Origin of the sequence: Nocardioides rotundus (assembly GCF_019931675.1) — a bacterium.
GTDB lineage: Bacteria > Actinomycetota > Actinomycetes > Propionibacteriales > Nocardioidaceae > Nocardioides > Nocardioides rotundus.
On the sequence record NZ_CP082922.1, the window covers coordinates 1,649,989 to 1,675,770 of the forward strand.

Genomic DNA, 25,782 nt, shown 5'->3' on the forward strand with positions numbered 1-25,782 from the left:
TTTGCGAAGTGTCACGGGGGATTCGCCTTCGCGATAACGAGGGAGGAAAGACACATGTTGGACTTCAGTGTGCGCAGAAGGGCGCGGTCGGCGATCGCGGTCGCTGCCGTCGGGGGAGTCGCATTCGCCGGTACGGCGCTTCTGGCGCCCGGCGCCAGCTCCGCGGCGGTCGCCGGGGACTGCGCGACGCCTTACCCGGCCGACGCGCTGACCTCGGGTCAGCCCGTCTCCGGGCTCACCGTCAGCAAGGGCACGACGCCGGAGGGTTTCTCCGGCGAAGTGCTGGGGGTGATCGACGACGGGATCGCGCTCGATCAGGACATGATCGTCGTCCGGCTGACCTCGGCGGAGATCGACCGGGTCGGCGGCATCTGGTCGGGCATGTCCGGGTCGCCGGTCTATGCCGAGGACGGCCGGCTGATCGGCGCGGTCGCCTATGGGCTGGCCTGGGGACCGAGCCCGGTGGCGGGCGTGACCCCGTTCGAGGACATGGACGACTACATGGCGCCGGCCACGGCGCGGCGGGTCGACGTCACCGCCACCCAGGCGCGCCGGATCGCGGCGGCCACCGAGGTGACCCAGGACCAGGCGGAGCAGGGCTTCTCGCGGCTGCGGATGCCCCTCACCGTGAAGGGTGTGAACCCGGCACGGCTCAAAGCGGTGGACGAGCGGTTCTACCGCACCTACCGCCTGCAGTCCGGCCAGGCGGGCGGAACCTCCGATGCCACGGCCGCCGACATCGTCGCCGGGGGCAACCTGGCCGCGAGCCTGTCCTACGGCGACATCACCGCCGGCGCGGTCGGGACCGTGACGAGCGTCTGCAACGACCAGGTCGTCGGCTTCGGCCACCCGTTCACGTTCACCGGGGCTACCACTTTGGGGATGAACCCGGCCTCGGCGATCTACATTCAGGAGGACTCGCTGGGCGCCCCCTTCAAGGTCGCCAACTTCGCGCCTCCGGTGGGGACCATCGACGAGGACCGGGGGGCCGGCGTCGCCGGGGCGCTGGGCCCCGTGCCCGCTGCGACCGAGCTGAGCTCGACGGTCCGGTTCGGTGAGCGGTCGCGCACCGGCACGACCGACGTCTACCTGCCGGACTTCGGTCCGCAGGCGACGCTGGTGCAGATCCTGGCGAACCAGGACCGGGTCTTCGACGCCATCACCGGTGGCGGAGCCGAGCAGACCTGGACGATCAAGGGCACCGGGCCGGACGGTGCCGCGTTCACCCTCAACGACGGTGACCGCTACGCCTCGCCGTTCGACATCAGCTCCGAGACCCCGTTGGACGTCGCGGACACGGTGTGGGCGCTCTCGTCGATCGACGGGGTGACCCTGGACTCGATCGCGGTCGACGGCACCCTGACGGAGAACGAGGCGGTCTGGTCGCTGCGCCGGGTGGAGCGCTACCAGGCGGGGCGGTGGACCCGGGTGCGCAGCGAGATGACGGTCACAGCCGGTCAGAAGCTGCGCCTGCGTGCGGTGCTGTCCGACGGCACCCGGACCTCGACGCAGAACTGGACCTACACGGTGCCCCGGCGGCTGCGTGACGGCTGGGCGTCCCTGGAGGTCGTGGGCGGCTACAGCGACTGGGGCTACGAGGACGAGTTCGAGGAGGGCCCGGTCGACCAGCCCACGCTCGGCGAGGTGCTGGCGGACGCCCGGAACGGTCAGCGCAACGACGAGCTGCGGTGGTCCTTCGCCGGCCGGGGTGCCGGAGGTCGGGTGAGCACCAACCAGCTCAGCGCGCCGCGCAAGCTGCCGATCCAGGGGCAGCGGTACGTCGACGTGATGGTTCGCTGACCCGTCGGTGATGGCCGTGGGCCGGACACCCTCCGGCCCACGGCCTTCCACCCGGCACGCTGCCGTGGTTGGCTCGACCGATGAGCTGTCGACTCTCCGAGCTGGTGCTGAACTGTCGCGACCCCGAGACCATCGCGCGCTTCTGGTGCGAGGTTCTGGGGTACGTCGAGCTGGACCGCGACGGCGACGACATCGAGATCGGCCCCGCCGCGGGTTTCGGAGGCGCAGCGCCCACGATGATCCTCACGCCGGTGGCGGGTGAGAAGACCGAGCCGCTGCGACTTCACCTGGACGTGAACCCAGTCGACCGGGACCAGGACGCCGAGCTCGAGCGGCTGCTCGCCCTCGGGGCCCGGCCGGCCGACGTCGGCCAGTCCGGCGAGGAGTCCTGGCACGTCCTGGCCGACCCGGAGGGCAACGAGTTCTGCCTGCTGGCGCGCAGGCTGCCCGAGCTCTGAGTCAGCGGTAGTCGGCGAAGATCCGCTGCTCGGTGCCGTCGACGGTCATGGTGCCGCCGTACGGCACGATCCACTGCGGCCGGGTGTGCCCGAACGGTGGACCGACCACGACCACGGCGTCGGGGTTGTAGCGCGCCGTCACGGCGATCGCGGCGTCTCGCTGCTCCTCCCGCTTGGCGCGGCGATCCGCCGCCGAGGGCTGGACGGTGAAGTCCGACGTCGGGGGTCGGGCGACCACGACGGCGTCCACCGCCGCCAGGAGGCCGCGCTCGCCGAGCGAGCGGAGGATCCAGGCGAACTCCCCCGCCGGGATCAGCTCCTCGGAGGTCTCCAGGAGGAGTACGCCGCCGTCGAGGACCGACGGGTCGGCGGGGAACCGGCCGGCGGTGAGGATCCACTGGACGACCTCGATGCAGCCGCCCCAGGTGCGGCCGGTCACAGATCGTGCCGGGCCGGCCCAGGTCCAGGGCTCGGTGGGCTCGCGGTCGCCGTACTCGGTCAGGGCGCGCGGGTCGGTCCACGGGTGGCCGATGTCCTCGGACTCGCCCCGCTCTGTCAGCTCGAGGCGCTCGCCGGTGAGGAGCGCGGCGCGCAGGGACTGCTGGTGTACGGCGTCGACGGCGGGGCCGGGACCGAGGTGGACCTGCGTGGACCCGCCGTAGAAGCCGGGCACGCCGTGGGTCCACAGCCAGTTGAGCAGGTTCGTGTTGTCGCTGTAGCCGAGGAACGGCTTCGGGTCGCGCCGGACCAGGGCGGGGTCGAGGTGCGGGATGACGGTGATCTGGTCCTCGCCGCCGATGGTGGCCAGAACGGCGCGGATATCCGGGTCGGCGAAGGCGGCGTTGAGGTCGGCCGCGCGGGCCTCGGCCGGGGCGTTCAGTTGACGGGTGGTGGGGTACTCGACGGGGATGAGGCCGGTGACCTCGGTCAGCCGCCGCAGGGCCTGCTCGTGGATCGCCGGTGCCACGGCCGGGGCGGCGAAGGAGGGGGAGAGGACCGCGACCCGGTCACCCGGGCGCGCCGTGGGGAGGTCGGCGAACAGCATGGCCGGAGCGTACGGCGGCCGGTTCGTGCGTGCGAACCGGTTTCACCAGCGCGATCCGTGGGAGGCTGCGTGCATGACATCCCCCTCAGCGGACTCTCGGGTCGTCACTGCTCGCCGAGTGGTCGCCGCCCCGGCGGAGCGGATCTTCGAGCTCATCGCCGACCCGTCCCTTCAACCCCGTTGGGACGGCAACGACAATCTGGCCGAGGCGCCAGAGGGACAGCGGGTTCGGTCGGTCGGCGACGTCTTCGCCATGACGACCACCAGGGGAAAGGTGCGGGAGAACCACGTGGTGGAGTTCGAGGAGGGTCGCCTCATCGCCTGGATGCCGGCATCGCGCGGCGAGGATCCCGCCGGGCACCTGTGGCGGTGGCAGATCGAGCCGTCCGCGGAGGGCGTGCTCGTCACACACACCTACGACTGGACGCGATTGACCGACGAGAGCCGCATCCCACGGGCCAGGGCGACCACGTCTGACCGGCTGCAGGCGTCCGTCGATCGGTTGGCCGCCCTGGCGGAGAGCTGATCATCTGAGTCCCCGATTGCTCGCCCACAGTTGCGCCGCCTGGCTCGCAGCAGCGTCGATCAGGGCACCGATCCCCGGATCGTCGGGCACAGGGAACGAGGTGTAGCTGCCACGGCCGCCCGCGGTCGGCCGACCGTAGGCCTTCGCTGCCAGCGACCCGTCGGCGAGCAGCCGCACCGTGACCGACATGAGCCGGAACTCCTCGCCGCGGCGTACGTCGGTCCATTGCAGGTCCTCCGGCACCGCGACGTTGAGCGCGAGCGCGCTGATCTCGACGGGGTCGGTGGAGTTGTCCATGACCTCATGCTGGCAGTCGCCGGTATCCGCATCATCCATCGCCTCGGCCTATCTGCGTCGGTGGAAGGTGACGGTGTTGTCGGCATGGATCACGGTGCGGTAGGTCGGGTCGTGTGCTCGTCGGTGGTGGTGGGGGCAGTAGAGGCGGCAGTCGTGGATGTTGGTGTGGCCTCGGTCGCGGGCCCATTGTCGGTCGTGGTGGGCGTGACAGCCTGAGGGTGGGATGGTGCAGCCGCGGGCGGTGCAGCCGCGGTCGCGGAGGCCGAGCGCGATCCTCTGGGCTTTGGAGTGGAAGCGGCGGGTCCGGCCGAGGTCGAGGACCTCGGAGGGGCCGCCGAGGACGGCGGGGATGATGCCGGCTTCGCAGGCCAGGCGGCGGGCGGTGCCGGCGTCGATGTGGTCGCCGTTGTCCAGGGTGGCTGTTCCGATGCCGGAGAGCAGGGTGTCGAGGTTCATGGTGATGACGATCTGGGCGTTCACGCCGCCGGTGGCGGGGAGCTGGTCGGTCGGGTAGCGCTCGATGAGCTCGCCGAATGCTTGTCCGTGGCGTTCGGGCACGCTGCGCCAGTCCCCGGTGATGGGGTCTTTCAGGTCATCGTGGTCGTGACGTTGCGGGTTAGCGATGGCGTGGATGGCTTGGCGGAGCATCGCGCCCTGGTGGGCGGGGATGGTGAAGGTGCCGTGGGTGCGGCCGTGGCCGTCGTCGTACATCGTCAACGACGCGCCCTGGGCGGCGGCCGCTGCTTCGAGTTCCAGCACGCGTTGTTCGTGGGATTCCCCGACCTCGGGGGCGACGATGTCGAGGATCCCTTTCCCGAGGCGACGCAGGCCGCCGGCGTCGAAGTGCGCGGCGTCGGTGAGGAGCCGGTCCCGCGCCTGCTCGGCAACCTGGTCCTCTATGTGGTCGGGCAGCGCATTGACGGAGCGAAGGATCACGTCGGCCTGGTCGGCGCGGATCCGGCCGTCAGCCAGGGCATCGGCGACCGGGGTGTTGGTGTCGTAGCCCAGCTCCCGCCCGAAGCGGACCAGGCGGCGGGCCTCGCGGAGGGTGACCCGGGTGCCATCGGCGTACCACGCCGCGGCGGACCGGTGCCCGGTCTGGTGGTGCAGGGCGCGGCGGTCCGCGTCGGCGACGGTGCGGGCCAGGGCGTGGGTCAGCCTCCCGGTGGCGGCGGTGAGCTGGTGGACCAGCCCGGCGACCTGGTCATCGGACAGGGCGTTGAGCGGCAGGTCGGCTAGCCCGTCGAGCACCGCCTCCAGCCCGGTCGAGAGGGCCTCCAACCTGGCCGACGCCCCCGTCCCGGGGGCATGCCACTCCCCAGACGGTGGGTCGGGAACCAAAGAGACCAGCAGCAGAACCAGCGGGCTTTCCGCGCCGAGAGGTGTCGGCGCTCAGAGGTAGCCAAGGAAGAGGAAGCACTCCCGTCGGGCGGGTTGTTCAGTAGAATCGATCATATTCGCGAGTGTGGTCCGAGTCACTGCTTCCTCGGTCTATGCGAAAGCGGGCCGAACCATGCCAAAGGCGCAGAAATCGCAAAGCTCCTCAGAATCTCCCCGGACGGTGTCGGTTGCTCATCACTGAGGACGAAGTGACGTGTGTGACTACCACTGTGACGGGAGTGACGGCTGAGCGCGGTGTCCCGCGGTGTCGACGCCCAGGCGAGCATCGGAGGGGCGGCGCCGTCCGGCAGCGAAGGCATGGTGGAGTGACCGCGTGCGATCGGTGACCGTGGAGATGCTGTGGGAGGCGACGGACCCGCAGCGGGTCCTGAGTGAGCGCTTCGGCTTCGGCGGTGGGGGAGAGGCAGCCGCGTGGGTGATCGAGACGCTCGATCGGCATCGGGGCATCCGGGTCGACGCGGTCGAGCGCATCGTGATGAGCGACCACAACGCGCTGGCCTGGCTGCACACCGACGCTGGACGGCTGCTCGCGAAGTGGTCGGTCGCGCCGGACCGGTTCGCCAGGCTCGCCGCGCTGGCGCGGCTGACGTCGCGGATGGGGGAGCGGGGCGTGCCGGTCTCGGTGCCATTGACCACGATCGACGGTCACGATCAGTTGCAGGTCGCCGGCGTCTCGCTCGGGGTGCAGCGCGTGGTCGACGGGGCGCTCCTGGACGTCGCCGACGAGGAGCAGGTGAGGTCCGCGGGCGTCACCCTGGCCAGGCTGCACGACGCGCTCGCCGCCGATGGGGAGGCCGCGAGCCTGCCCGGGCTGGGAGAGCCGCGGTCGCTGGTGGAGCGGGTCGGCGGCTGGCTGGAGAGGAGCGCTCACGCGCCGGAGGCGCCGTACTCCCTCCTCGGCGAGCTGCTCGCCGACGCGCCACCCGACGACCTTCCGACCCAGGTCGTGCACGGCGACTACCGGGCGGCGAACGTGCTCTGCTCCGGCTCGAGCGTGGTCGCGGTGCTGGACTTCGAGGAGGCGCGGCTGGACCACCGGGTCGACGAGCTGGCCCGGTCCGCGGTCCTGCTCGGCACCCGCTTCCACGACTGGGGCCCGGTGTCGGCGGACGTGCGCGCCGGCTTTCTCGCCGGCTATCAGTCCGTACGGCGCCTCAGTGACCCCGAGCAGGCGTGGTGGCGCATCCTGGTGCTGTGGTACTCCCTCGCCATGATCCCCGCGGGGGAGGACCCCACCGGCTGGCGGACCGCGGCGCTCGGCCTCGCGACCGAGCGCCGCTGACAGCTCACTGCCGACCGGCCTCCTCGATGGCCTCCTCGATCAGGTCCACCACGTCGGCGGGCCGCGACGCCAGCGAGGCGTGGCTCGCGTCCAGCTCGATCGTCCGGCGCGGGGACATCCGGGCGGCCATCCGGCGCTGGTTGTCCGGGTGGATCATCCGGTCCTCGGTGGAGATCTGGTACCACGTCGGCTTCTGCTTCCACGCCGGATCGGTCACCGGGTCGCCGAAGGTGGAGCCCAGGGGCGCCTTCTGGGTCACGGCCATCACCAGCGTGTCGTCGTCGGGGAGGTCCTGGGCGAAGCTCTCCTTGAACTTGTCCTGCGCGACCCACAGCCGCCCGTCGGAGTCGGGCTCGATGTTCTCGAACGCGGCCGGGGGCTGCTCCTCGGAGATCTGGCCGGGGCTCTCGCCCGCGTCGGGCGCGAAGGCGGCGACGTAGACGAGCCCCGTGACGTTGGGCAGGTTCCCCGCCTCGGTGATGACGGCTCCGCCGTAGGAATGGCCGACGAGCACGACGGGGCCGTCGACCTGCTGGACCATCTCGCGCGTGCGGGTGGCGTCGTCGGCCAGCGAGGTGAGGGGGAGCTCGACCGCGCGGAGGTCGGTGTGCCCGCGGCGGGCGAGCTCGAGGATGACGTTGCGCCAGTGGGCGGCGCCGCCCCAGAAACCGTGGACGAGGACGACGGTGGGCGTGGACATCAGGGGGTGCTCCTTGCTCGTGGAAGGGGCCGCACGCGGTCGCGGGCGGATGTCGGCACGGCCACCTTAGTCAGGAGGACGAGGCAGGCTCCCGGTGAGTGACAGCCTCCGCGAGGCTCACGTGTCGTACTCCTCCCCGTCCCAGGGAGCGTAGTAGGCGATGAAGTTGCCGGGCTCGATGTGGATCGACAGGCTGCCCTGGAAGCGGGTCGCCTTCCACCCAAAGGTGACGCCGTTCAGCGTGCGGGTGAACGGCTCCACGGTGATCGGCTCGAGAGTGAAGTCCCCGAGCTCCGCGAGCCGCTTCTTGACCAGATCCTTCCTGCCGGCGCTCGCTGCCATGCCGGGCGGAACGTCCTCGGCGCGCGTGACCTCGTCGACGCGGATCTCGGAGAAGCTGCCGTCCGCCTCCCAGAGGAACAAGCCGACGTACGCCGCACCGCCGGGCTCGAAGAGCTCGTCGCTGAGGAAGAACCGGCGGCCGTCCTCGGCCGTGCCGGCGTACGGCACGTGGTAGTCGTCCGGCACGATCCGGATCCGTTCGGGCATCGGCGTCGGGCGGGGAGTCTCCGGCTCGGCCTGACGGTTCGGCCGATCCGCTCGGGCGCCGCCGCTGTCCTGGGTGCTGCACGCGGTCATGGCGAGGAGGAGCACGCAGAGGGTGATGAGGGCGCGGACCATGTCCCATGCTCTCGCGAGCACACCCGGCATGCCTAGGGTGGGAGCATGTTCGGATCACGACGGGTGGGCCGGGGGATCGGGCGGGCCATGATGCAGGCCGCGCGCGACGCGGAGCGTCGCAAGAGGCGAGAGCAGGGGAGTGGGCGTCGCCGGCGGCGGCCGGCTGCGGGTCGACGTACTCCTCCCGACGCGAACGGGTCCTGATTGCTCACTCAGGAGGACGTGGCGGGCCTCGGGTGCGTGACGGTGCGCGCGAGGATGCCGAGTGTCGCCTTCAGCGACTCGGGGCGGACGACGGGGAAGGTCCCGGCGTCGCGCCACTCGTCGCTGATCCGCGACCAGTCGTAGAAGGACGTCACCAACGTCCCTCCTTCATGCGGGACGAGCCGGTAGCCGTAGACGTGTCCGATCGGCGGCTTGATCACGCCCTCGATGCTCCAGGAGATCTCGCGGTCGGGTTCGAGGGTCTCGATGACGACGGTGACGTCGTACTCACCGAGGTCGACGTCGCCGAGCGCCTCGCGGTCCATGTGCACCTCGAACCGATCGCCGACGCCGCGCACGACGTCCCCGGTGGCGGACATGAGCATGCCCGAGGAGTCGATGGCGACGTGGCCCCGAGGGTCGGTGAGTACGGCGAAGATGCGCTCGGGCTCGGCGGCGATGAAGCGCTCGACCTCGATGCGCTCGTCCTGGATGTCCATGCGCCCGAGCCTAGAGGGAGTCCGGCGTCGACCCGACCGCCTGGCCGGGGGCCAGCGTCCAGACGTCGTACGCCGTCCGGCCGGCGCGGAAGCCGTGCGCCTGCGCGAGCTCGACCGCGTCGGCGAAGCCGTTGGCGACGGCCTCGGGCGTGTGGGCGTCGCTGCCGAAGCTGATCGCATCGCCGCCGACGTCGCGCCACCACCGGAGGATCGCGTGGTGCAAGGGGACCCTGGTGTTGAGCTCGAGCGCGCGGCCGGAGCCTGCGAGCGCGCGCAGAGCCTCGCGGAAGTGCTCCTCGAAGTCGGCCGGATCGAAGTGGCCGGCGGCGACGGGCCAGTTGCGGACGGGGTAGTCGATGTGGGCGAGGATGTCGAAGGGGGCGTCCGAGCCGGCCAGTGCGGTGGTCTCCCGGAGGTAGTCGACCATGACGTCGTGGGCGTCCCGGTGTGGGAAGAGCCCGGGCGGCTCGGCGTACTCATCCCCGTCCAGGAGCGCATGGAGCGAGCCGAGGCGCCGGTCGAAGTCGCCGGTCGCCAGCACGGCGGCGACCTGCTGCGGATGACGGTGAGGCTCGCCGAGCTCGACGCCGGTGAGGATCGTGAGCCCCGGGAAGCGGCTGCGGCACTCCGCGACGGCCGCGAGGTAGCCCTCTGCGTCCAACGGCGGCGGATGCAGCAGCCCGTCGCGGCTGAGCCGGGCCAGATGGTCGTCCGGCTCGAGCTCGTCCATCGCGATGCGCCACGCATCGTGGTCCACGTGCTCGGTGAACGCGATCGCCGGGATCCCCAGCGCCTGGGCGCGTTCGCAGGAGCGGACCATGGAGCCGTAGGGCGCGTCCCAGGACCACTCCGAGTGCACATGACTGTCGGCGGGAAGGGCACCGTCAGGCCGGACTGGCATCGCGTCCACTCGCTCCCATCGTCGTGAGGGCCACCCATAGAACACCACTGAGCACGATCAGCCCCAGCGCAGCGCCGTAGAGCGCGGTGGACGCGCCCAGAGACGCGGCGACGACACCGGCGAGGAGCAGGCCCACGGGTTGCGACCCGGTCATCGCGGTCGTCAGGCGGAGGTTGAAGACCCGGTAGGCACCGTCCGGCAGCTGCTCCTGCAGCAGGGTGTAGCTGATGGACGCGTAGGGGGCGAACGCCACCCCGCCGATGAACATGCCGAGGAGCAGTACGGCGAAGGTCGGGCTGGCGGCGACCACCAGGGTCGCGACACCCCACAGCCCGATGATCGCGATGGCGACGTCCGCACGGACCAAGGCGTGCCGGCTTCCGGCCAGCAGCGTCACGATGATGGCGCCGACGCCGAGCGCCGACCAGGCGAACCCCAGTGCACTCGCCGCCTGGGCCTCGGAGAAGTCGAATCTCGACGAGAGGAGCAGCGGCAGGGACACCACCATCGGTGCGTAGAGGAGGTAGAAGCCAGTCGTCCCGATCACCACCAGCCAGGCGATGCGCAGGTCGCGCGTGTTGGTGGTCTCGAGGTCGGACGGTGCGGCGTCCGTCCCGCCGGGGGAGCGATGGACGTTCGGGATGCCGATGACGGCGAGGGCCAGCACCAGGCACGAGACGGCGTCGAGCAGGAGAACGAGCTCGGGGCCTTGGGCAGCGATGAGGAGACCGGCCAGGGCAGGTCCGCCGAGGAACGTGGCCTGGGCGACGGCGGAGACCATCGAGTTCGCGCGGTAGTAGTCCTCAGCAGGTGTGACGTCGCGCAGGATGATCCGGAACGCTGAACGGCCGGAGGGGGCGAGAATCCCGGCGATGGCCAGCAGCGCGCAGAACGTCGCCAGGTCGTCGTAGCCGGCGGCGAGCATGAATGCCGCTGCGGTCAGCGCGACGAACATGAGGGTCCCGTGCAGAGCGACCATCAGCGTCGGCCGGACCCGCGACAGGCGTGAGCCGAGTACGAGGCTCACGAGCACGCCCGGGGCCAGGAAGCTGGCGGTGGCGAAGGCGATGGCCAGGGCGGGGCGGTCGGTGAGGCCACGGGCCGCCCACACGATCGCGATCTCGTCCATCGCGGTCCCCACCGAGCTGACGGTGTAGGCAGACAGCAGTCGTCCAACGCGCGGTTGGCGGAGCAGATCCCGGTAGGTGGACATTGAGTCTGATTCTCTGACGACCGTCGAGCGTCGGGTAGTGCGCCTGGGGCCGCATATGTTGTCAAGCCATCCGGTGGGCGGAGTCGATCCTCGGCCGCCCGGTCACCCGGAACTCAGAGCTGAGGGGCGGGTTGGCGTCGACGATGTGGCCCTGGTGGACGCGCGTGGTGAGCGCAGGGTTCTGCGGCTGATGACGAACGAACTGTGGTGAGACTCGCGACAGCGTCGTGACCGAGCGGGCGACGCAACGCGTACGCAAGGCGGCGAAGGTGCTCGCGCGTTTGGGTACAATGATACAACGTTTCTGTTTGCTGTCTGTCAGGAGGACATATGGCGACGGCGGGGCATTCGGGTTTGCGAGCGCACATGGGGAGGCTGGTGCGCATGCCCCGTGTCAACGTCCGGTGGCTGGTCGCAGTGATGCTGTTCCTCGGGGTGACGATCGCCTGGGTGGACCGCGCGAACCTATCGGTGGCCGCGCCGGCGATGACCGACGAGCTGCACCTGACCCCGACCCTGCTAGGGGTCGCGTTCGGCACCTTCTCCCTCGTCCAGGTCTTCTCCCAGCCGCTCGGCGGGTGGGCCGCGGACCGCTGGGGCACCCGGGTCGTGTTCGCTGCCGCCGGCCTGTCCTGGTTCGTCTTCACCGCCGCAACCGCGCTGGTACGCGGCGCGTACTCGCTCATCGTCGTCCGGCTTCTGCTGGGCATCGGCGAAGGACCGCAGTCACCCTCCGCCCTGAAAGCGGCCAGCGAATGGTTCCCCAAACGCGAACGGGCGATGGCGATCGGGTTCTATCAGGTCGGCTCGGAGTTCGGACCCGTCCTTGCCCTGCCCATGATCACCGCCGTGATCGCCGCGATCGGGTGGCGCTGGTCCTTCGTCGCCGCCGGCGCGCTGGGCCTGGTGTGGGCGATCGCCTGGTTCGCGTTTTATCGGTTGCCTGACCGGCACCCGTGGGTGACCCCCGAGGAGTTGGCCTACATCGGCCAGGACCGCGACGAGGCGCGGGCAGCGCAGACCGCCGAGGAGATCGAGGCAGCCTCCGGAGAGCCGACCGTTCGCTGGCGCGACCTGTTCGGCTACCGGTCCGTGTGGGGCGTGCTGGTGGTGATGTTCTGCCGCAGCTTCATCATCTTCTTCTTCGTCACCTGGTATCCCACCTACCTGGTCGAGGAGAAGGGCTTCACCCTGCTCCAGCTCGGGACGCTCGGCATGATCCCCGGAATCGCCGCGATCTTGGGCAACCCGATCGGGGGAGCCGCGTCGAGCTACCTGATGGCCCGCGGGGTGAACCCCGGCGTGGCTCGCAAAGCGCCCATGCTGGTCGGGCTCGCCATGGGCACCACGATGCTCCTGTCCGCGTTCAGTGCCAGCCAGACGGCCGCGCTGGTCTATCTGAGCATCGCCTCGGCGGGAGTCTCCATCGCCTCGGCCCCGGTGTGGTCGCTGGCCGCAGACATCTCCCCGACACCGGGAACCGTCGCCTCGATGGGTGGACTGCTGGCCAGCTCGGGTGCCGCCGCTGGCTTCCTCGCCCCGACCGTGACCGGAGTCCTCCTGGCCGCCACCGACGCTGGGTTCGTCGCGCCGCTGCTCGCTGGCAGCATCTTGATGGTCGTGGCGATCCTGGCGGCCATCTTCATGATCGGTGACGCCACCCCGCTGCCGGTCAAGGACCACCACCCCCAGACCACCTGAGCTATCTGCCACCCGGTCCAGCCAACGTGCCCGCGGCACCAATCAGGGCGCGGACGCCGCCGGCCAGGCATCAACAGTGAGAGCGGAGTAGACATGAGGATCAGCGAGATCCACGGCTACGTCGTCAAGGTCCGCGATGCCGCGTACCTGGGCGGCCAATCCATGGCCGCCGGAACTAGGCGCCGTGAGGACTACCTGCGCCACCGGCACTACCGCGCCGCCTACTCGGTCAACACCGAGACGTTCCTGGTCAAGATCGTCGCGGAGGATGGAACCTACGGCTGGGGTGAAGCACAGGCGCCGCTGGTTCCCGAAGTCCCAGCCCAGATCGTTCAACGCCTCCTCGGGCCGTTCCTGCTGGGTGAGGACGTCAACACCATCGGCGCGCACTGGCACTCCTCCTACGACACCATGCGGGAACGCGGCCACTGGAACGGCTACCAGCTCGACGCGATCGCGGCCTGCGACATCGCACTGTGGGACCTGAAGGGCAAACTGCTCGATCAGCCTGTCGCCGACCTGGGCGCCGGCCGGTACCGCAGCGAGGTTCCCTGTTACGTCTCCGGGCTGCCCGCCGCCGACGACGAGGCCCGGGCTGCCCTGGCCCGAGAATGGGCTGAGCGAGGCTTCACCCAGTTCAAGCTCGCGCTGGGCACCGGCATCGACGCCGACGTCGCCACCTTCGCGCGGGTACGCGACGAACTCGGACCCGCCCCAGCGCTGTACGTCGACGCGCACTGGCGCTATACCGTCCCCGAGGCCATCACCCTTGGGCACCGGCTAGAGGCGTACGGCCTGGGGTTTCTCGAGGCGCCGGTCGCGCCCGAGGACGCCGAGGGGCAGGCAGCCGTCGCGCGTGCCCTGACCGTCCCGGTCGCGGTTGGTGAAGAGCTCCGCACCGCCTTCGATGTCCGCGACCGGCTCACCCGCGGCGCCGCCAACCTAGTCCAGCCCGACGTTGGACGCATGGGCATCACCCAGACCCTCGACGTGGCAGCACTCGCCGCCGCCTTCCACGTCCCGGTCGCGCTCCACCTCGGCGTCGGCCTCGGCGTGTACATCGCAGCCTCACTGCACGCCGCCGCGGCCATCGAGAACCTGCTCACCGTGGAGTACCAGCCCACCCAACTCGCCGCGGCCCACCCCTTCCTCCGTGCCGACATCGACGTCGACGGTGGGTACTACCGAGTTCCTCAAGGACCCGGTCTAGGTATAGAAGTGAACCTTGAGACTGTTTTCGGGCACATCACCCACTCGTTCACGATTACGCATGTCGGCGCGTGACCCTGTGTCCACGATCATGTCGGCCCGTGGGCGACCACGCTCTGTTCCTGCTCGCCCAACCCGTCGATCCCGAGCCGGATCACATCCCCGGGGTGCAGGTAGGTCGGCGGACTCGCGCCCATCCCAACGCCGGGCGGGGTGCCGGTGTTGATGATGTCGCCGGGCTCGAGGACGAAGAACTGGGACAGGTGGTGCACGATCTGGTGCGGGGTGAAGATCATGGTGGCGGTCGACCCGGTCTGCCGGCGGGTGCCGTTGACGTCGAGCCACAGTCCCAGGTCGGCGACGTCGTCGACCTCCTCGGGAGTGACCAGCCAGGGGCCCATGGGGTTGAAGGTTGCCGCGGACTTGCCCTTGCACCATTGACCGCCGCGATCGAGCTGGAACGCGCGTTCGCTGACGTCGTTGGCTACCGCGTATCCGGCGATGTGGTCGGCTGCCTGGTCGACGGTGTCGAGGTAGGAGCAGCGGGCGCCGATGATGATGGCGAGCTCGACCTCCCAGTCGGTCTTGGTCGACCCGCGGGGGGTGATCACGTCGTCGTTGGGCCCGATGAGGGTGTTGGGTGCCTTGGTGAACACGATCGGTTCGGTGGGGATGTCCATGCCGGACTCGGCGGCGTGGTCGGCGTAGTTCAGGCCGATGCACAGGATCTGGTGTGGCCGGGCCACCGGTGCGCCGATGCGGGTGTCGGCCAGGTCGTGCGTCATGCCGGCCTCGATGCGTTGCCGTGCAGCGGCTGCGGCGACCTCGAGACGTTCGGGAGACCCGAGCAGGTCGGCGTTGATGTCGACGACGACGTCGGACAGGTCGACGTACCGGCCGGGGCCGGCCGCCGCGGCCGGCCGTTCCTGCCCCGGCGGGCCCAGACGCATCAGCTTCACGGTTCTTCCTCCTGGTGCGGTTCCCCGGGGCCGCGTAGTACGGACGCCCGAGGGGAGTGCGGGTGCGGGTTGCAGTGCTCAGTAGGTGGCGCGGCCACCGGAGAGGTCGTAGACCGAGCCGGTGGAGAAGCTGCACTCCTCGGAGGCCAGCCAGGAGACCAGTGCGGCGGCCTCCTCGGGGCGACCCAGGCGGTGCATGGGGATCAGCGAGGTAAGCCGTTGGAGGACCTCGGGGCTGGTCTCGGCGTTCATCGGGGTCTCGAAGACCGCGGGGGCGACGGCGTTCACCAAGACGCCGGTGGTGGCCAGCTCCTTGCCCAGCGACTTGGTCAGCCCGATCACTGCGGCCTTGGAGGCCGAGTACGCCGAGAGGTTCGGGTTGCCGTCCTTGCCGGCCATCGAGGCGAAGTTGACCACCCGCCCCCAGCCGGCCTCGACCATGCCGGGCACGAAGGCCTGCAGCACGTTGAGCACCCCGGTCACGTTCACCTCGAAGGTCTGGGCCCACTGCTGTGGCTCGGTGTCCAGCAGCGGCTGGTTCGGGCCGACGATGCCGGCGCTGTTGATCAGCACGTCCACGGATCCGATCTGCGCTGCCGCGGCCTGCACCTGGTCGCGGTCGGTGACGTCGACGGTGTGGTCGGCCTCGGGGGCGACGTCGAGGGTCACCACTTGCAGGCCGTCCTCGGTGAGGCGTCGTGCGCAGGCTGCGCCGAGTCCGCTGCGTCCTCCGGTGACCAGTGCGGTACGCATGGTGGGTCCTTTCTGGGTCGTGTCCCTGAGCGGGGGTCGGTCTCAGTCGTCGGTGGGGGGCGGGTCCATCAGAGCCCGCAGGTCGGGTCGGGCCCAGGCGCCGGTCTGGGCTGCGCCCAGCCCGCCGTCCACGGCGAGGACCTGTCCGGTGATGAAGGAGGCAGCCGGGGAGGAGAGGAAGTCCACCGCGGCGGCCACCTCGTCCGGCGTGCCGGTGCGGCGCAGCGCGTAGCCGGTGGCGGCGTGGGTGAGGTGCTCGCCGCCGATCAGGCCGGGCGCGACGGCGTTGACCCGGATGCCCTGGCCGCCGTGCTCGAGGGCCAGCACGCGGACCAGCGCCTCGATGCCGGCCTTGGCGGCCGCGTAGGCGGCGGTGCCGGGCGAGGCGTGCCGGGCGACCACCGAGGACACTGCGACGATCGAGCTGCCCGTGCTCATCGCCGGCAGCGCGGCCCGCGCGGCGAGGAAGGTGGAGGTGAGGCTGGCGTCGATGGTGGCGTACCAGTCGGCCAGGGACAGGTCCACGGCACGGGCGCGGGGCTGGACCGCGGCGGCGGTGACCAGCGTGCCCAGCTGCCCTTCGAAGTCGGCGACGATGCGGTCGAAGGCCCCCTGAACCTGGTCGGGGTCGGTGGCGTCGGCGACCACGTGCTCGATCTGCTCATCGCTGGGGGTCAGGCTGATCCCGGCGACCCGGTCCCCGCGTGCGGTGAGGGCGGCGATGATGGCCAGCCCGATTGGTGAGCTGGACCCGACCACGATCGCCGTCCTCGGCTGGCTGGGCGCTGACCCGCCTGCGGTGGCCGTGTGCGTGGTCATCGGCCTCACCGGTCCAGGGTGAGGCGGTAGCTGATCCGGTCCCCGGCGTAGTGCAAGAACTCGAAGATCAGCGGCCGTCCGTCTGGCTTGCGGCGCGAGAGGCGGGTCAGCCGCAGGACCGGGCGCCCGGGCTCGATCTGCAGGTGGCCGGCGATCCGGTCATCGGCGCTGGTCGCGCGGACCACGAAGTCGGCACCGGCCAGCGCGATGTCGTACTTGTCTTCCAAGATCGCATAGAACGGATCCTCAGCCAGGTTCTCCTGGGCAACCCGGTCCCCGACGTCGGTGGGGAACCAGCTCTCGTCGAAGGAGATGGGCACCTCATTGCCCAGCCGGACCCGTTCGATGTGCACGACCTCCTCCCCGCGGCGCAGCCCGAGCTGGGTGGCGACCTCGGAGCCGGCGCGGGTACGTTCGACCAGCTCCACGGTGGCGCTGGCCTCCAGCCCGAGGGCGTCCATGTCCTCCACGAACCCGGTCAGACGGTCCAGGCGCGGCTTGACGTGCGGCTCACGGACGAAGGTGCCGCGGCCCGGTTCGCGAGTGACGAACCCTTGGGTCTCCAGGTCCCGCAGCGCGCGACGCACGGTGGTCCGGCTGACCCCGTAGCGCTCCATCAGCTCCGGCTCGGTCGGCACCTGGTCGTGCGGACGCAGCTTCCCCGTGCGGATCTGCTCGAGCAGCTCGGTGCGGACCACCGCGTGAAACGGCATGTCGTCGTCGCGGGCGACCACGGCGTTCTCCCTTCGCTCAGGCTCCCCCGGGGACCTCGCGGCCCGCACTCGCGTCGTCGGGCCGACGGCGGGTGAGCGGGTGATCACGGTAGTCCCACCGCGTCCAGCAGTCGGGTCAGGTCCGCCAGGTCGACAGCATCCAGCTGCGGGGTCGCGATCCGTGCGGTGGTGTGCCCGATGACGCCGCGGCGGACCAGGACCTCCTTGTGGAAGACCACGTTGTAGAGGACCTCGCGGACGAACAGGGTGCCCATCGGGTCCAGGTCTGCCTGTGCGGCTTGTGCGCCGGCGTCGCGGTAGATCCGGTAGGCGTGCACGATCTTGTCCACGAACGCCGGCGAGGGCATCGTCCCGGCCGCGCCGCGCTCCAGCTCGTTGACCAGGTGCACCCCGCCGATTCCGCCGAAGACCCCGTCGAGCCGATCGCCGAGACGGTCCACGACCCCGCCGATGCCGTGGGTGGGCGGGTTCGACTCCTCCTTGACGTACCGCACCGCGGGGACCCGCTGGAGGACGCGAGCGATCGCGTCGATGCCGATGGGGAACCCGACCCGGGCGTTCTGCAAGATCACCGGCAGCCCGGCCTCGGCGATCGCGGTGAAGTGCTGGTCGACGAAGTCGGCGTCGGGGCCGAAGAAGTGCTGCACGTAGGGGACCATGCTCATCACCGCCGACGCGCCCGCGTCGGCGGCCTGGCGGGCCAGCAGGGCCGATGCGTGGGTGCTGGCCGCGGTCACGCCGACCGCGACCGGGACTCGCCCATCAGCGGCCTCCAGGACCGCGTGCACGGCTGCTTGACGCTCGTGGTCGGTGAGGGTGTAGAACTCGCTGACCACCCCGGGGTACAGGATCCCCTCCGAGCCGGCGTCGATGCTGAAGTCGACCTGGGAGCGCATCCCGGCCAGGTCCAGGTCACCGTCGGCGGTGAATGTGGTCACCGGGATCGGGACGACGCCGCTCAGGTGTGGCCGGGCGGGGGAGTCGGCAGGGGCGGGGGAGGTGGAGGTCTCACTCACGCGATGGTTCCCTTCGTTGTGGAGGCGAGCACGACTCGTCCCACGGTCCACAGGCCCATGGCGGCCATCAGGACCAGGGTGAGTCGTTCGACGACATGGTCGCCGCGGGCAGCCATATGCTGACGCAGCCAGAGGCCGGCGACGGTGCCCAGGACCGCGACCGGGGCCAGCACCAGCAGTTGGTGCAGCGCAGCGGCTCCTACCGCCCCGCGTGCGGTGAGCAGGCCGAAACCCAGGAGGCTGATCACCGCGACGTAGGCAGCCATCGTGGTCAGTTGAGCGGTCGCGGTCATCCGTCGGCCGTGGACGTACATCGCGACTGCCGGTCCGGACAGGCCGGTGCTGGTGGCCAGCAGCCCGCCGAGCAGCCCGCTGGGCACCAGCCAGGAGTCGGGCACCGTCCAGTCTTCGGGGCCGAAGTAGGCGTAGAACGCATACGTGATCAGGGTCAGCCCCATCAGCCCGGTCACCCAGACGGGGTCGAACCGCTCGAACAAGGCGATGCCGACCGGGAGCCCGATCAGCGACCACCCGGTCAGGTAGGCGACCGTGCGGTGGTTCACGGTGCCGCGCAGGTGCGGCATCGCCAGCAGCACCGCGCTGGTGACCGGGACCAGGACTAGGGCGATGACGACCACGTCATGGGGGGAATAGACCGGCAGCAGCAGCGGCACCGCGACGACGCTGAACCCGAACCCGGTCAGGCCGGTCAACGCTCCTGCGAGCAGCACCGCCAGGGCCGCCAGCGTGGTGGGACTCACGAGTCGGCGGCCTCCGCACACAGGTGGATGACCGCGACCTTGTCCGCCTCCAGCTCCACCTGGACCCGGACCGCGGGAGGGGAGACACCCAGGTCGTTCTCGGTCCCGTCCTGGCTGTGACCGGTGACCGTGTAGGCCTCGGGTCGCTCGGAGATCCCAGAGCGGTCCAGCAGCAGGGCGGTGTCGAGGGCCACGGTGACGGTGGAGGTCTCCTCGGTCGGGTTGCAGGCGATGATGAGGAACTCGTTGCCGTGCCGGAAGGTGCGTGCCTGCCCGCCGGTGACCTCGGTGCCCTCGAGGTGGTGGAACTGTCCGTGGGTGAAGAACGGCAGGAACCGTCGCCGCAGCCGGTTCAGCTCGCGCAGCTGGTCCAGCAGCTGCGGGTGCTCGCTGAGACGCTCGGTGCGCAACGAGCCGGGCATCACGTTGAGCAGGGCGTCCTCCATGAACGCGACCGCGGGGCCGCGCGGGTGGGCGCCCACGTTCGCGTTGAGGCGGAACTCGGGGAAGACGTAGCGAAACGGCGCGGTCTCGTTCATCTCGAACGCCATCCGCCAGTCCCAGGTGTAGTCGATGACGCCGACCTTGGTGTCGCTGGGCCACTCCCCAGAGAAGCTGCCCTGGGGGCGCACCGACCGGATGATCTCCTTGGCCGCGAGCCCGAACTCGACCAGCCGTTCGCCCTCCTCATCGGGGCGGCCGTCGGCGGCGGGGCTGTAGTTGGGCTCGTCCCAGGCGTAGAAGACGTCGAAGCAGATCGACTCCGCCCCCATGTCCATGATCCTGCGGTACTCCTCCAACGAGGTCTCCCGCCAGCCCTTGGACAGGCCCGAGGCCTTCACCATCGAGTGGGTGGCGTCGTAGAGCACGTCGAAGCGGGGGATGTAGTCGTCGCTGTAGGTCCAGTTCCATACCCGGGCCTGCTGGGCCCGGTTGCGGTGCTTCCAGTCCGGGTCGCTCTCCTCGCTCTCGCGCAGGATGTGGTGGCTGACGAACATCGAGATCGGGACGCCTCGCTCTCGGCTCCAGGCCAGTGCGTCAACTAGCTCGGCCTCGGTGCCCAGACGCTCGTCGACGATCATCGGCAGCCCGTTCTTCAGCCACCAGTGCCACAGCACCACCTCGCCGACCCCCAGCTCGGGATCGGCGACCTCCTCGACGTAGTCGGGGATGTCGGTGAACTTGAACGTCGGGGGAGTGTTGCGCAGGGCCGGCCAGATGGACCGGATCGCCAACGCCTCTCGCACGTGGGCCGGCGCGTCATAGCGGTAGTGGTCCCGGGCGAACTCCTGGTAGCGCCGGACACCGACGTACCAGTCGCCGGTGTGGCCGAAGAGGACGAATTCGCCGCTGTCCCAGGTCTCCCCGCCAGCCAGCTCGGGGTAGTGCGCCCACCGCAGGTCGAGGTGGTCGCGGTCGCGGGCCTGGCGGGCGATGTGCAGGCCTTGGGTGGTGTAGCGCGTGTCGGTGCTGTACACGCTCAGGCCCGTCTCGGCGTCGCCGAAGTCGAACCACTTCATCGTCATGTCCAAGCTGCCGTAGTACACGTAGGTCTGCAGCGCCAGCTCGAGGAAGAACTCGTCGTCGGGACGCATGGTGAGCTCGGCTAGCGGCTCCATCCGGCGGCCGGGTAGCTGTAGCGCCACCTCGCCGCCGGGCTCGGCCGGCACCAGGCCGCCCAGTTGCGGGAACGTCACCTGGGGGATCAGGTGCTCAGAATCGTTGGTCAGCTGTGCGGAGACCACCAGCCCGCGATCATCGAGGCCGACCCGCAGCCGCAGCGTCACCGGCAGGCTCAGATCCTCGGAGTTCAGCCGGGTATAGTTCAACGTGACTGCCTGACCCTCGACCTCGACCAGTGGTGTGGCCGAGGTGAGGTCGAGCCAGTGCGCAGCGTAGTCGGGCAGTGGGACCGCGGCCCGCAGCAGGCTGATCGCCCGGTCGGCCTCGACGAAGTCGCGGCCGGCGACCCGGATCGTGGTGAGCGCTCCCCGGGACGGGTCGAGCTCCACGTGCATGGTGTCGTCGGCCAGGGTGAGCACACCCTCGCTGTGCTGGACGCTGGTCACGGTCAACCTTTCTCCGATCCGGCCATCAGGCCTGACATGAAGTAGCGCAATCCGGCCACGTACAAGATGAACATCGGGAGCACTGCGACGCACAGGCCGGCCATGATCGCGGGCACGTTGGAGGAGAACTCGCCTTGGAAGACGGTCAGGCCGCCCATCAGGGTGCGCTTGTCGTTCTGCTGGAGGAACACGATGGAGACCAGCAGCTCGTTCCACACCCACAGCGTGTTCACCAGCGTCAGCGTGATCACGCCGGGCTTGGACAGCGGAAGCGCGATCCGGGTGAACTGGACCCAGTGCCCGGCGCCGTCCATCTGCGCGGCCTCGAACAGCGACTCGGGCAGCCGGCGGAAGAACGCGGTGAGGAAGTAGGTCGTGTAGGGGATCATCAGGCCGATGTAGAGGATCATCACTCCCTGCAAGGAGTTGATCAGCCCCACGGTTACCATCACTCGGAACAGCGGGATGACCAGCGCCACGGTGGGTGCGCCCAGCAGCGCGATGAAGCAGATGAACACCAGTTGCCGGCCGCGGAACTCCATGCACGACAGCGCGTAGGCGGCCGCGGTCGACAACGCGATCCCGACACTGACCGCGACCACGGTCAGCAAGAGGCTGTTGGCGATCCAGGTCAAGAACATCGGGTTGCCCAGGACGGTGGTGAAGTTCTCCAGCGTCGGTGCCGTCGGCAACCCGAGCTGGTCTTGGGCGTAGGCGACCCGGGTCTTGAACGACGTCGCGACCATGAAGTACAGCGGAACGATCGCGAACAGGGTCAGCACGATGACCACGCCCTGCTTGGTCAGCGTTCCGGCCAGCTGGTCGGCCCACGGCCCCGTCCGGACCGTGCCGCGCCGGGACGGCTCCTGCTCGTGCGTGGGCTGCTCGGTGAGGGTGCTCGACTGCTCGCTCACAGCGTCCCCCTGCGGGAGAGCCAGGTCAGCAAGGTGACCATGAACCCCAAGATGGTCACCAGCATCACCGTGGACAAGGCGGCGGCGTTGCCGAAGTCGCCGTAGGTGAACGCCCTGGAGTAGACGTAGTACTCGATCACGTACGTGCTGGTGCCTGGCCCGCCGCGGGTGAGGACCAGGACGTAGTTGAACACCCAGTTCAGCAGGGCGATCACCACGATGCCGGTGTAGAAGGCGATGATCACGCTCATCTGCGGCACGGTCACGTGCCGGAACCGCTGCCACCAGTTGGCGCCGTCGACCCGGGCGGCGTCGTAGAGGTCGGCGGGCAGCTGGGACATCCGGGCCAGGAACAAGATCACCCCGAAGGCCAGCTCGCGCCACACCACCACGCCGCCGACCGACCAGATGGCGGTGTCGGGGTCACCGAGCCAGTTGCGGGTCAAGACGTCCAGGCCGACCGCGTCCAGCATCGTGTTGATCAGGCCCTCGCTTTGCAGCAGCTGACCGAACACGATCGCGGCGACCACGACCGGGACCACGTAGGGCAGGAAGATCAGGGCTCGGTAGATCCGCCAGCCGCGGATCTGGTCGAAGAGGACCTGGGCCACCAGCAGGGCGCCGACGATGATGATCGGCAGCACCACCAGCAGCTTGGCGTTGTTCGCCACGGCGGCGTGGAAGACCGGGTCGGAGAACAGCGACCGGTAGTTCTCCAGGCCGATGAACTCGCCGGAGTAGGTGTCTTGCACGCTGGTCGCGATCACCGCGCCGATCGGGTACAGGAACACGAACCCGACGAACGCCGCGGCGGGCAGGAGGAACAGCGCGGCGATCTTCCCATCGCCTCCGCGGCGCCGCTTGGGCGGCGGCCCGGCTGGGGCGTCGGCGGGTGGGGCGGTGATGGTGGCCATGTCCTCGCGATGTGAGTCGGGGTGCATCGGGGTGAGTCGGGGCAGTGCGGCGACGTGGTGCCGGGGCCCGCGGGTCCTCGGGTCAGCGGGGGCGCCTAGAGCTGGGACTGTGACCAGGTCTGGAAGTTCTCCAGCTCCGGGCCGGCCTGGTCGCGCCACTGGCCCAGCCGCTGCTCGACCGCCTCGGCGGCCTGCTGGGGGCTCTGCTCGCCGGCGAAGAGCGCCTGCACGGCCAGGAAGAGGTTCTCCCGGTCCATGATCGCCGGCCAGTAGTTCTGGTAGCCGATGGTGGACTTGGTCTCCATCAGATCCCACAGTGTCTGGTCTTGGGCGTTGGCCAGCACCGAGGGGTCGAACCGATCATCGGCGGGGAAGAACCCGGTGGCCTCGTACATGCCGTTGAGCGCCTCGGTGGTGTGCAGCTCGGCGAGGTACTTCGCGGCCAGCTTGGGGTCGTCGGCGAAGCTGGTGATGAACAGCGGATGCGGGTTGAAGTGCACACTGCCGGCCAGCTCGCCGTCCCCGACCGCCGGAGGCGCCATCACGCCCACGTCGTCGCCGAGTTCGGCGGTGAACTGCAGCAGGCTGGAGGTGATCGCCATCGCCGTGCGGCCGGCCAGGAACGCGTTCATCGCATCCTGGTACTCCAGCGAGGTCACGTCAGGGTTGAACACCTCGGCGTCGATGAGCTCTTGGACGCCGGTGAGCCAGTCCGAGTACTGCGGCGCGGTGTAGGACTCCTCGCCCAACACCACGGGGAGGACCTCACGGACATCGTCGAGGCCCTGGGTGGCGAACATGCCGGCGAAGTTCCCGATCCCGGTCAGGTTCTTCACCCCGTAGGTCCACGGGGTGATGTCGGCGGACCGGAGCTTGTCGGCGGCTTCGATCAGCTCGGCCTGCGTGGTCGGCGGGCTCTGCGGGTCCAGCCCGGCGCGCTCGAAGAGCGCCTTGTTGTAGATGATGCAGACCGGTGCGTTGTACCACGGCATCGCGAACGTCTTGCCGTCGAATTCATACAGGCTCAACGCCTCGGGCGGCATGATGTTCGACATCTCCTGCTGCGAGACCAGCCCGTTCAGCGGCCGTACGCAGTTCTCCCAGACGAACTGCATCGTGTAGGGGCCGGAGTACTGATGGGCCAGGCTCGGGCCGGTGCGGGACTGGCACGCCGTACGGAAGTTCGTCGCCAGCTGCTCGGCGGGCTGGATGACCGACTCGACCGTGACGTCGTTGGCGGACTCGAAGTCGGCGATGACCCCGTTCATCCACTTGATCATCTGGTCCGAGGACTCCACCGAGGGGTTCCACCAGAACGTGATCGCGTCCTTGCCGCCGGTTCCGCCTCCGCCACCACCACCGCACGAGGACAGCGAGGGGACCGCGACCAGGGCGCCGCCCAGGCCCAGCCCCTTCAAGACGTTGCGACGAGTGAAGCTGCCCATCGAGACCTCCCACGGAGTAAACGTAGGAACGTTCTATCGTTGGTCCCGGAGGTTGTCAATGGTCACACCACCGATGGTCGAAAGGCTTGCCTTGTGGGGGAGGGTCGGCTAGTCGACGTTCCATTCGGGGTCGGTCGGATCGGCGAAGGAGACGTGCTGGTGACGCTCGGCGATCAGCCATCCGTCGTCGGTGCGGACGTAGCGGTCCTGGTAGTGGCCCAGCAGCACCGGGGTGGTGTCGGTGGCCGGCGCGGTCGCGTCGGGGGCGACCCGGCGGTACAGGCACAAGGTGACCCAGCCGGTCGCCTCATCGGGACCCACCGGGTCGATCAGGATCCCGGTGAGCTGGTGGATGGTCCGCAGCCTCTCCAGCGCCTGCCGTTGGGCAAGCCGCTGGCGGATCTGCTCGCGGCCGGTCAGGGTCATAGCCGGTGTCGCGAAGATCCCCTCGGGGGTGAACAGCTCGGCGATCGCCGAGGCGTGGCCGCGGTCGGCGTAGAGGGCGTAGCGGGCCGAGAGGCGTGAGCAGGCGCGCTCGGTGGCCAGCTCGTGGACGCTCAAGGGTGCTTCGGGACCGGTCATCGGATCTCCTCGGTGTAGTACAGGCCCCCGTCGGGTCGCTCCTGATCCGAGCCGGGGGCCGGGGTGGCTCCCCGGGTGGTGCTGGCGCAGGTCAGCACCACCCCGGCGGCGGGGGTGCTCAGGGCCGCCAGAGCGGTGGGTCGCGACGCGGGCGCGGCGTAGATCTCCAGCAGCCGGCCGGAGGGGTCGTAGCGGTGCACCGCCGCCTCGTCCCATACGGCGACTAGGAGGGTCTCATCGGGGCGCACCAGGAGGCCGTCGAGCTTGCCCGGCCCCTCGTGCTGGACCCGGACCGTGCCGGCCCCGGCCCGGCCGGTGGCGGTGTCGTAGGGGAAGGCAAGCAGGTGCCCGCGGGCGGTGTCGATCAGGTACAGCGTCTCGCCGTCGCCGGAGAGCCCGATGCCGTTGGCGGTGACCACTTCTGTGACCGGGTGGTGGAGCGGACCGTGTGGGGGCTGCAGGGAGACGACTCCGCCGGCCGGGCTGGTCCGGTCCTCGGTGAACAGGCCGGCCAGGAGCCTGCCTGCGGGGTCACGGGTGGTGTCGTTGGTGCGTATCGCGGGGAAGTCCTCCACGATCAGCCGCCCCGGGTCGGTGAGGGTGTCCTGGCTGGCTGGCAGCCGGTGCAGCCGTCCGTCGCGGACCACGTCCCAGGCGCGCGGCTGGTCGGGCACCGGCTCGGCCGAGGTCGGCATTCCGCCCAGGTGCCGCACCCGGGGCGATGACCAGGTGCGGGTGCGGGGGCAGTAGGTGGCCTCGGCGAGAGTGCCGGCCACGATGTCGACCCATCCCAGGGTCCTCGTCTGGGGCGCCCAGCGTGGGGACTCGGGCAGCAGCTGGTCGCCCAGATCCAGGCGCCGCCATGAGGGCGTACTGTGGTTCCCCCCGAATCGTGGAG

At 69.9% G+C, this 25,782-nt stretch carries 26 protein-coding genes; 6 read left to right on the forward strand and 20 right to left on the reverse strand.

Annotation, left to right across the window (positions count from 1 at the left end):
• The first annotated feature begins 54 nt into the window (after positions 1 to 54).
• Positions 55 to 1,800, forward strand: a complete 1,746-nt coding sequence (locus tag K8W59_RS08235; protein ID WP_223399369.1) for a SpoIVB peptidase S55 domain-containing protein — start codon at positions 55 to 57, stop codon at positions 1,798 to 1,800.
• Positions 1,801 to 1,880: 80 nt separating this feature from the next.
• Entirely contained in the window at positions 1,881 to 2,258 is a 378-nt protein-coding gene (locus K8W59_RS08240; protein ID WP_223399370.1) for a VOC family protein, read from the forward strand.
• 1 nt (position 2,259) lies between these two features.
• Here K8W59_RS08240 and K8W59_RS08245 read toward each other — a convergent pair whose 3' ends face one another.
• Positions 2,260 to 3,303, reverse strand: a complete 1,044-nt coding sequence (locus tag K8W59_RS08245) for a S66 family peptidase (RefSeq protein ID WP_223399371.1) — start codon at positions 3,301 to 3,303, stop codon at positions 2,260 to 2,262.
• Between the two features lie 73 nt (positions 3,304 to 3,376).
• On the opposite strand from K8W59_RS08245, the gene K8W59_RS08250 reads away from it, so the two are divergent.
• Positions 3,377 to 3,829, forward strand: coding sequence for an SRPBCC family protein (locus K8W59_RS08250; protein WP_223399372.1), 453 nt, complete (start codon positions 3,377 to 3,379; stop codon positions 3,827 to 3,829).
• Here K8W59_RS08250 and K8W59_RS08255 read toward each other — a convergent pair whose 3' ends face one another.
• Together K8W59_RS08255 and K8W59_RS08260 are read right to left on the reverse strand one after the other, a co-directional pair.
• Positions 3,830 to 4,126 (reverse strand): hypothetical protein, encoded by a 297-nt coding sequence (locus K8W59_RS08255; RefSeq protein WP_223399373.1) that lies wholly within the window; start codon positions 4,124 to 4,126, stop codon positions 3,830 to 3,832.
• A 48-nt stretch (positions 4,127 to 4,174) separates the two neighbouring features.
• Positions 4,175 to 5,407 carry an HNH endonuclease signature motif containing protein gene (locus K8W59_RS08260; RefSeq protein ID WP_223399374.1) on the reverse strand — a complete coding sequence of 411 codons (1,233 nt, stop codon included), beginning with the start codon at positions 5,405 to 5,407 and terminating at the stop codon, positions 4,175 to 4,177.
• 433 nt (positions 5,408 to 5,840) lie between these two features.
• Between K8W59_RS08260 and K8W59_RS08265 the strand changes: the two genes are divergently transcribed.
• Positions 5,841 to 6,809: a phosphotransferase gene (locus K8W59_RS08265; RefSeq protein WP_223399375.1), complete on the forward strand. Its 969-nt coding sequence runs from the start codon at positions 5,841 to 5,843 to the stop codon at positions 6,807 to 6,809.
• 4 nt (positions 6,810 to 6,813) lie between these two features.
• Here K8W59_RS08265 and K8W59_RS08270 read toward each other — a convergent pair whose 3' ends face one another.
• The 5 genes from K8W59_RS08270 to K8W59_RS08290 all read right to left on the reverse strand — a co-directional run bounded on the left by K8W59_RS08270 (position 6,814) and on the right by K8W59_RS08290 (position 11,008).
• The gene (locus K8W59_RS08270) at positions 6,814 to 7,509 is read right to left on the reverse strand and encodes an alpha/beta hydrolase (RefSeq protein ID WP_223399376.1); all 696 of its coding nucleotides are present in this window, start codon (positions 7,507 to 7,509) and stop codon (positions 6,814 to 6,816) included.
• 117 nt (positions 7,510 to 7,626) lie between these two features.
• Entirely contained in the window at positions 7,627 to 8,190 is a 564-nt protein-coding gene (locus K8W59_RS08275) for a hypothetical protein (RefSeq protein WP_223399377.1), read from the reverse strand.
• Between the two features lie 212 nt (positions 8,191 to 8,402).
• Positions 8,403 to 8,894 (reverse strand): SRPBCC family protein, encoded by a 492-nt coding sequence (locus K8W59_RS08280; protein WP_223399378.1) that lies wholly within the window; start codon positions 8,892 to 8,894, stop codon positions 8,403 to 8,405.
• Between the two features lie 10 nt (positions 8,895 to 8,904).
• Positions 8,905 to 9,795 (reverse strand): PHP domain-containing protein, encoded by an 891-nt coding sequence (locus K8W59_RS08285; RefSeq protein WP_223399379.1) that lies wholly within the window; start codon positions 9,793 to 9,795, stop codon positions 8,905 to 8,907.
• Positions 9,779 to 11,008 carry an MFS transporter gene (locus K8W59_RS08290; protein ID WP_223399380.1) on the reverse strand — a complete coding sequence of 410 codons (1,230 nt, stop codon included), beginning with the start codon at positions 11,006 to 11,008 and terminating at the stop codon, positions 9,779 to 9,781. The genes K8W59_RS08285 and K8W59_RS08290 overlap by 17 nt, the downstream gene beginning before the upstream one ends.
• A 384-nt stretch (positions 11,009 to 11,392) precedes the next feature.
• Between K8W59_RS08290 and K8W59_RS08295 the strand changes: the two genes are divergently transcribed.
• Both K8W59_RS08295 and K8W59_RS08300 read left to right on the forward strand, forming a co-directional pair.
• Entirely contained in the window at positions 11,393 to 12,709 is a 1,317-nt protein-coding gene (locus K8W59_RS08295; RefSeq protein WP_223399381.1) for an MFS transporter, read from the forward strand.
• 93 nt (positions 12,710 to 12,802) lie between these two features.
• Positions 12,803 to 13,993 carry a mandelate racemase/muconate lactonizing enzyme family protein gene (locus tag K8W59_RS08300; protein ID WP_223399382.1) on the forward strand — a complete coding sequence of 397 codons (1,191 nt, stop codon included), beginning with the start codon at positions 12,803 to 12,805 and terminating at the stop codon, positions 13,991 to 13,993.
• 14 nt (positions 13,994 to 14,007) lie between these two features.
• On the opposite strand, the gene K8W59_RS08305 is transcribed toward K8W59_RS08300, so the two are convergent.
• From K8W59_RS08305 to K8W59_RS08360, 12 genes are all read right to left on the reverse strand, one after another.
• Positions 14,008 to 14,868, reverse strand: coding sequence for a fumarylacetoacetate hydrolase family protein (locus K8W59_RS08305; protein WP_223399766.1), 861 nt, complete (start codon positions 14,866 to 14,868; stop codon positions 14,008 to 14,010).
• Between the two features lie 87 nt (positions 14,869 to 14,955).
• Positions 14,956 to 15,630 (reverse strand): SDR family NAD(P)-dependent oxidoreductase, encoded by a 675-nt coding sequence (locus tag K8W59_RS08310; RefSeq protein ID WP_223399383.1) that lies wholly within the window; start codon positions 15,628 to 15,630, stop codon positions 14,956 to 14,958.
• Positions 15,631 to 15,672: 42 nt separating this feature from the next.
• Positions 15,673 to 16,449, reverse strand: a complete 777-nt coding sequence (locus K8W59_RS08315) for an SDR family NAD(P)-dependent oxidoreductase (RefSeq protein ID WP_223399767.1) — start codon at positions 16,447 to 16,449, stop codon at positions 15,673 to 15,675.
• Between the two features lie 5 nt (positions 16,450 to 16,454).
• Positions 16,455 to 17,183 (reverse strand): GntR family transcriptional regulator, encoded by a 729-nt coding sequence (locus tag K8W59_RS08320; RefSeq protein WP_223399384.1) that lies wholly within the window; start codon positions 17,181 to 17,183, stop codon positions 16,455 to 16,457.
• A gap of 83 nt (positions 17,184 to 17,266) precedes the next feature.
• On the reverse strand, positions 17,267 to 18,199 hold the full coding sequence (locus tag K8W59_RS08325; RefSeq protein WP_223399385.1) for a dihydrodipicolinate synthase family protein: 933 nt from the start codon (positions 18,197 to 18,199) through the stop codon (positions 17,267 to 17,269).
• On the reverse strand, positions 18,196 to 18,960 hold the full coding sequence (locus tag K8W59_RS08330) for a sulfite exporter TauE/SafE family protein (RefSeq protein WP_223399386.1): 765 nt from the start codon (positions 18,958 to 18,960) through the stop codon (positions 18,196 to 18,198). Before K8W59_RS08330 ends, K8W59_RS08325 begins: the two co-directional genes overlap by 4 nt.
• The gene (locus tag K8W59_RS08335) at positions 18,957 to 21,029 is read right to left on the reverse strand and encodes a hypothetical protein (protein WP_223399387.1); all 2,073 of its coding nucleotides are present in this window, start codon (positions 21,027 to 21,029) and stop codon (positions 18,957 to 18,959) included. The genes K8W59_RS08330 and K8W59_RS08335 overlap by 4 nt, the downstream gene beginning before the upstream one ends.
• Before the next feature lie 2 nt (positions 21,030 to 21,031).
• On the reverse strand, positions 21,032 to 21,943 hold the full coding sequence (locus K8W59_RS08340) for a carbohydrate ABC transporter permease (RefSeq protein ID WP_223399388.1): 912 nt from the start codon (positions 21,941 to 21,943) through the stop codon (positions 21,032 to 21,034).
• Positions 21,940 to 22,857 (reverse strand): carbohydrate ABC transporter permease, encoded by a 918-nt coding sequence (locus K8W59_RS08345; protein WP_223399389.1) that lies wholly within the window; start codon positions 22,855 to 22,857, stop codon positions 21,940 to 21,942. Before K8W59_RS08345 ends, K8W59_RS08340 begins: the two co-directional genes overlap by 4 nt.
• A gap of 95 nt (positions 22,858 to 22,952) precedes the next feature.
• Complete coding sequence (locus K8W59_RS08350; protein ID WP_223399390.1) at positions 22,953 to 24,302, reverse strand: ABC transporter substrate-binding protein; 1,350 nt, start codon at positions 24,300 to 24,302, stop codon at positions 22,953 to 22,955.
• Between the two features lie 108 nt (positions 24,303 to 24,410).
• On the reverse strand, positions 24,411 to 24,884 hold the full coding sequence (locus tag K8W59_RS08355) for a nuclear transport factor 2 family protein (protein ID WP_223399391.1): 474 nt from the start codon (positions 24,882 to 24,884) through the stop codon (positions 24,411 to 24,413).
• On the reverse strand, positions 24,881 to 25,738 hold the full coding sequence (locus K8W59_RS08360; protein WP_317846326.1) for an SMP-30/gluconolactonase/LRE family protein: 858 nt from the start codon (positions 25,736 to 25,738) through the stop codon (positions 24,881 to 24,883). The genes K8W59_RS08355 and K8W59_RS08360 overlap by 4 nt, the downstream gene beginning before the upstream one ends.
• Between the last annotated feature and the right edge of the window lie 44 nt (positions 25,739 to 25,782).

Bases quoted from the DNA above. Each gene is read 5' to 3' on its own strand.
- K8W59_RS08250 (WP_223399372.1), top strand. From the start codon at position 3,377: ATGACATCCCCCTCAGCGGACTCTCGGGTCGTCACTGCTCGCCGAGTG.
- K8W59_RS08290 (WP_223399380.1), bottom strand. From the start codon at position 11,008: ATGTCCACCTACCGGGATCTGCTCCGCCAACCGCGCGTTGGACGACTG.
- K8W59_RS08295 (WP_223399381.1), top strand. From the start codon at position 11,393: ATGCCCCGTGTCAACGTCCGGTGGCTGGTCGCAGTGATGCTGTTCCTC.
- K8W59_RS08345 (WP_223399389.1), bottom strand. From the start codon at position 22,857: ATGGCCACCATCACCGCCCCACCCGCCGACGCCCCAGCCGGGCCGCCG.
- K8W59_RS08255 (WP_223399373.1), bottom strand. From the start codon at position 4,126: ATGGACAACTCCACCGACCCCGTCGAGATCAGCGCGCTCGCGCTCAAC.
- K8W59_RS08280 (WP_223399378.1), bottom strand. From the start codon at position 8,894: ATGGACATCCAGGACGAGCGCATCGAGGTCGAGCGCTTCATCGCCGCC.
- K8W59_RS08350 (WP_223399390.1), bottom strand. From the start codon at position 24,302: ATGGGCAGCTTCACTCGTCGCAACGTCTTGAAGGGGCTGGGCCTGGGC.
- K8W59_RS08285 (WP_223399379.1), bottom strand. From the start codon at position 9,795: ATGCCAGTCCGGCCTGACGGTGCCCTTCCCGCCGACAGTCATGTGCAC.
- K8W59_RS08240 (WP_223399370.1), top strand. From the start codon at position 1,881: ATGAGCTGTCGACTCTCCGAGCTGGTGCTGAACTGTCGCGACCCCGAG.
- K8W59_RS08305 (WP_223399766.1), bottom strand. From the start codon at position 14,868: ATGCGTCTGGGCCCGCCGGGGCAGGAACGGCCGGCCGCGGCGGCCGGC.
- K8W59_RS08300 (WP_223399382.1), top strand. From the start codon at position 12,803: ATGAGGATCAGCGAGATCCACGGCTACGTCGTCAAGGTCCGCGATGCC.
- K8W59_RS08275 (WP_223399377.1), bottom strand. From the start codon at position 8,190: ATGGTCCGCGCCCTCATCACCCTCTGCGTGCTCCTCCTCGCCATGACC.
- K8W59_RS08245 (WP_223399371.1), bottom strand. From the start codon at position 3,303: ATGCTGTTCGCCGACCTCCCCACGGCGCGCCCGGGTGACCGGGTCGCG.
- K8W59_RS08310 (WP_223399383.1), bottom strand. From the start codon at position 15,630: ATGCGTACCGCACTGGTCACCGGAGGACGCAGCGGACTCGGCGCAGCC.
- K8W59_RS08270 (WP_223399376.1), bottom strand. From the start codon at position 7,509: ATGTCCACGCCCACCGTCGTCCTCGTCCACGGTTTCTGGGGCGGCGCC.
- K8W59_RS08235 (WP_223399369.1), top strand. From the start codon at position 55: ATGTTGGACTTCAGTGTGCGCAGAAGGGCGCGGTCGGCGATCGCGGTC.
- K8W59_RS08315 (WP_223399767.1), bottom strand. From the start codon at position 16,449: ATGACCACGCACACGGCCACCGCAGGCGGGTCAGCGCCCAGCCAGCCG.
- K8W59_RS08355 (WP_223399391.1), bottom strand. From the start codon at position 24,884: ATGACCGGTCCCGAAGCACCCTTGAGCGTCCACGAGCTGGCCACCGAG.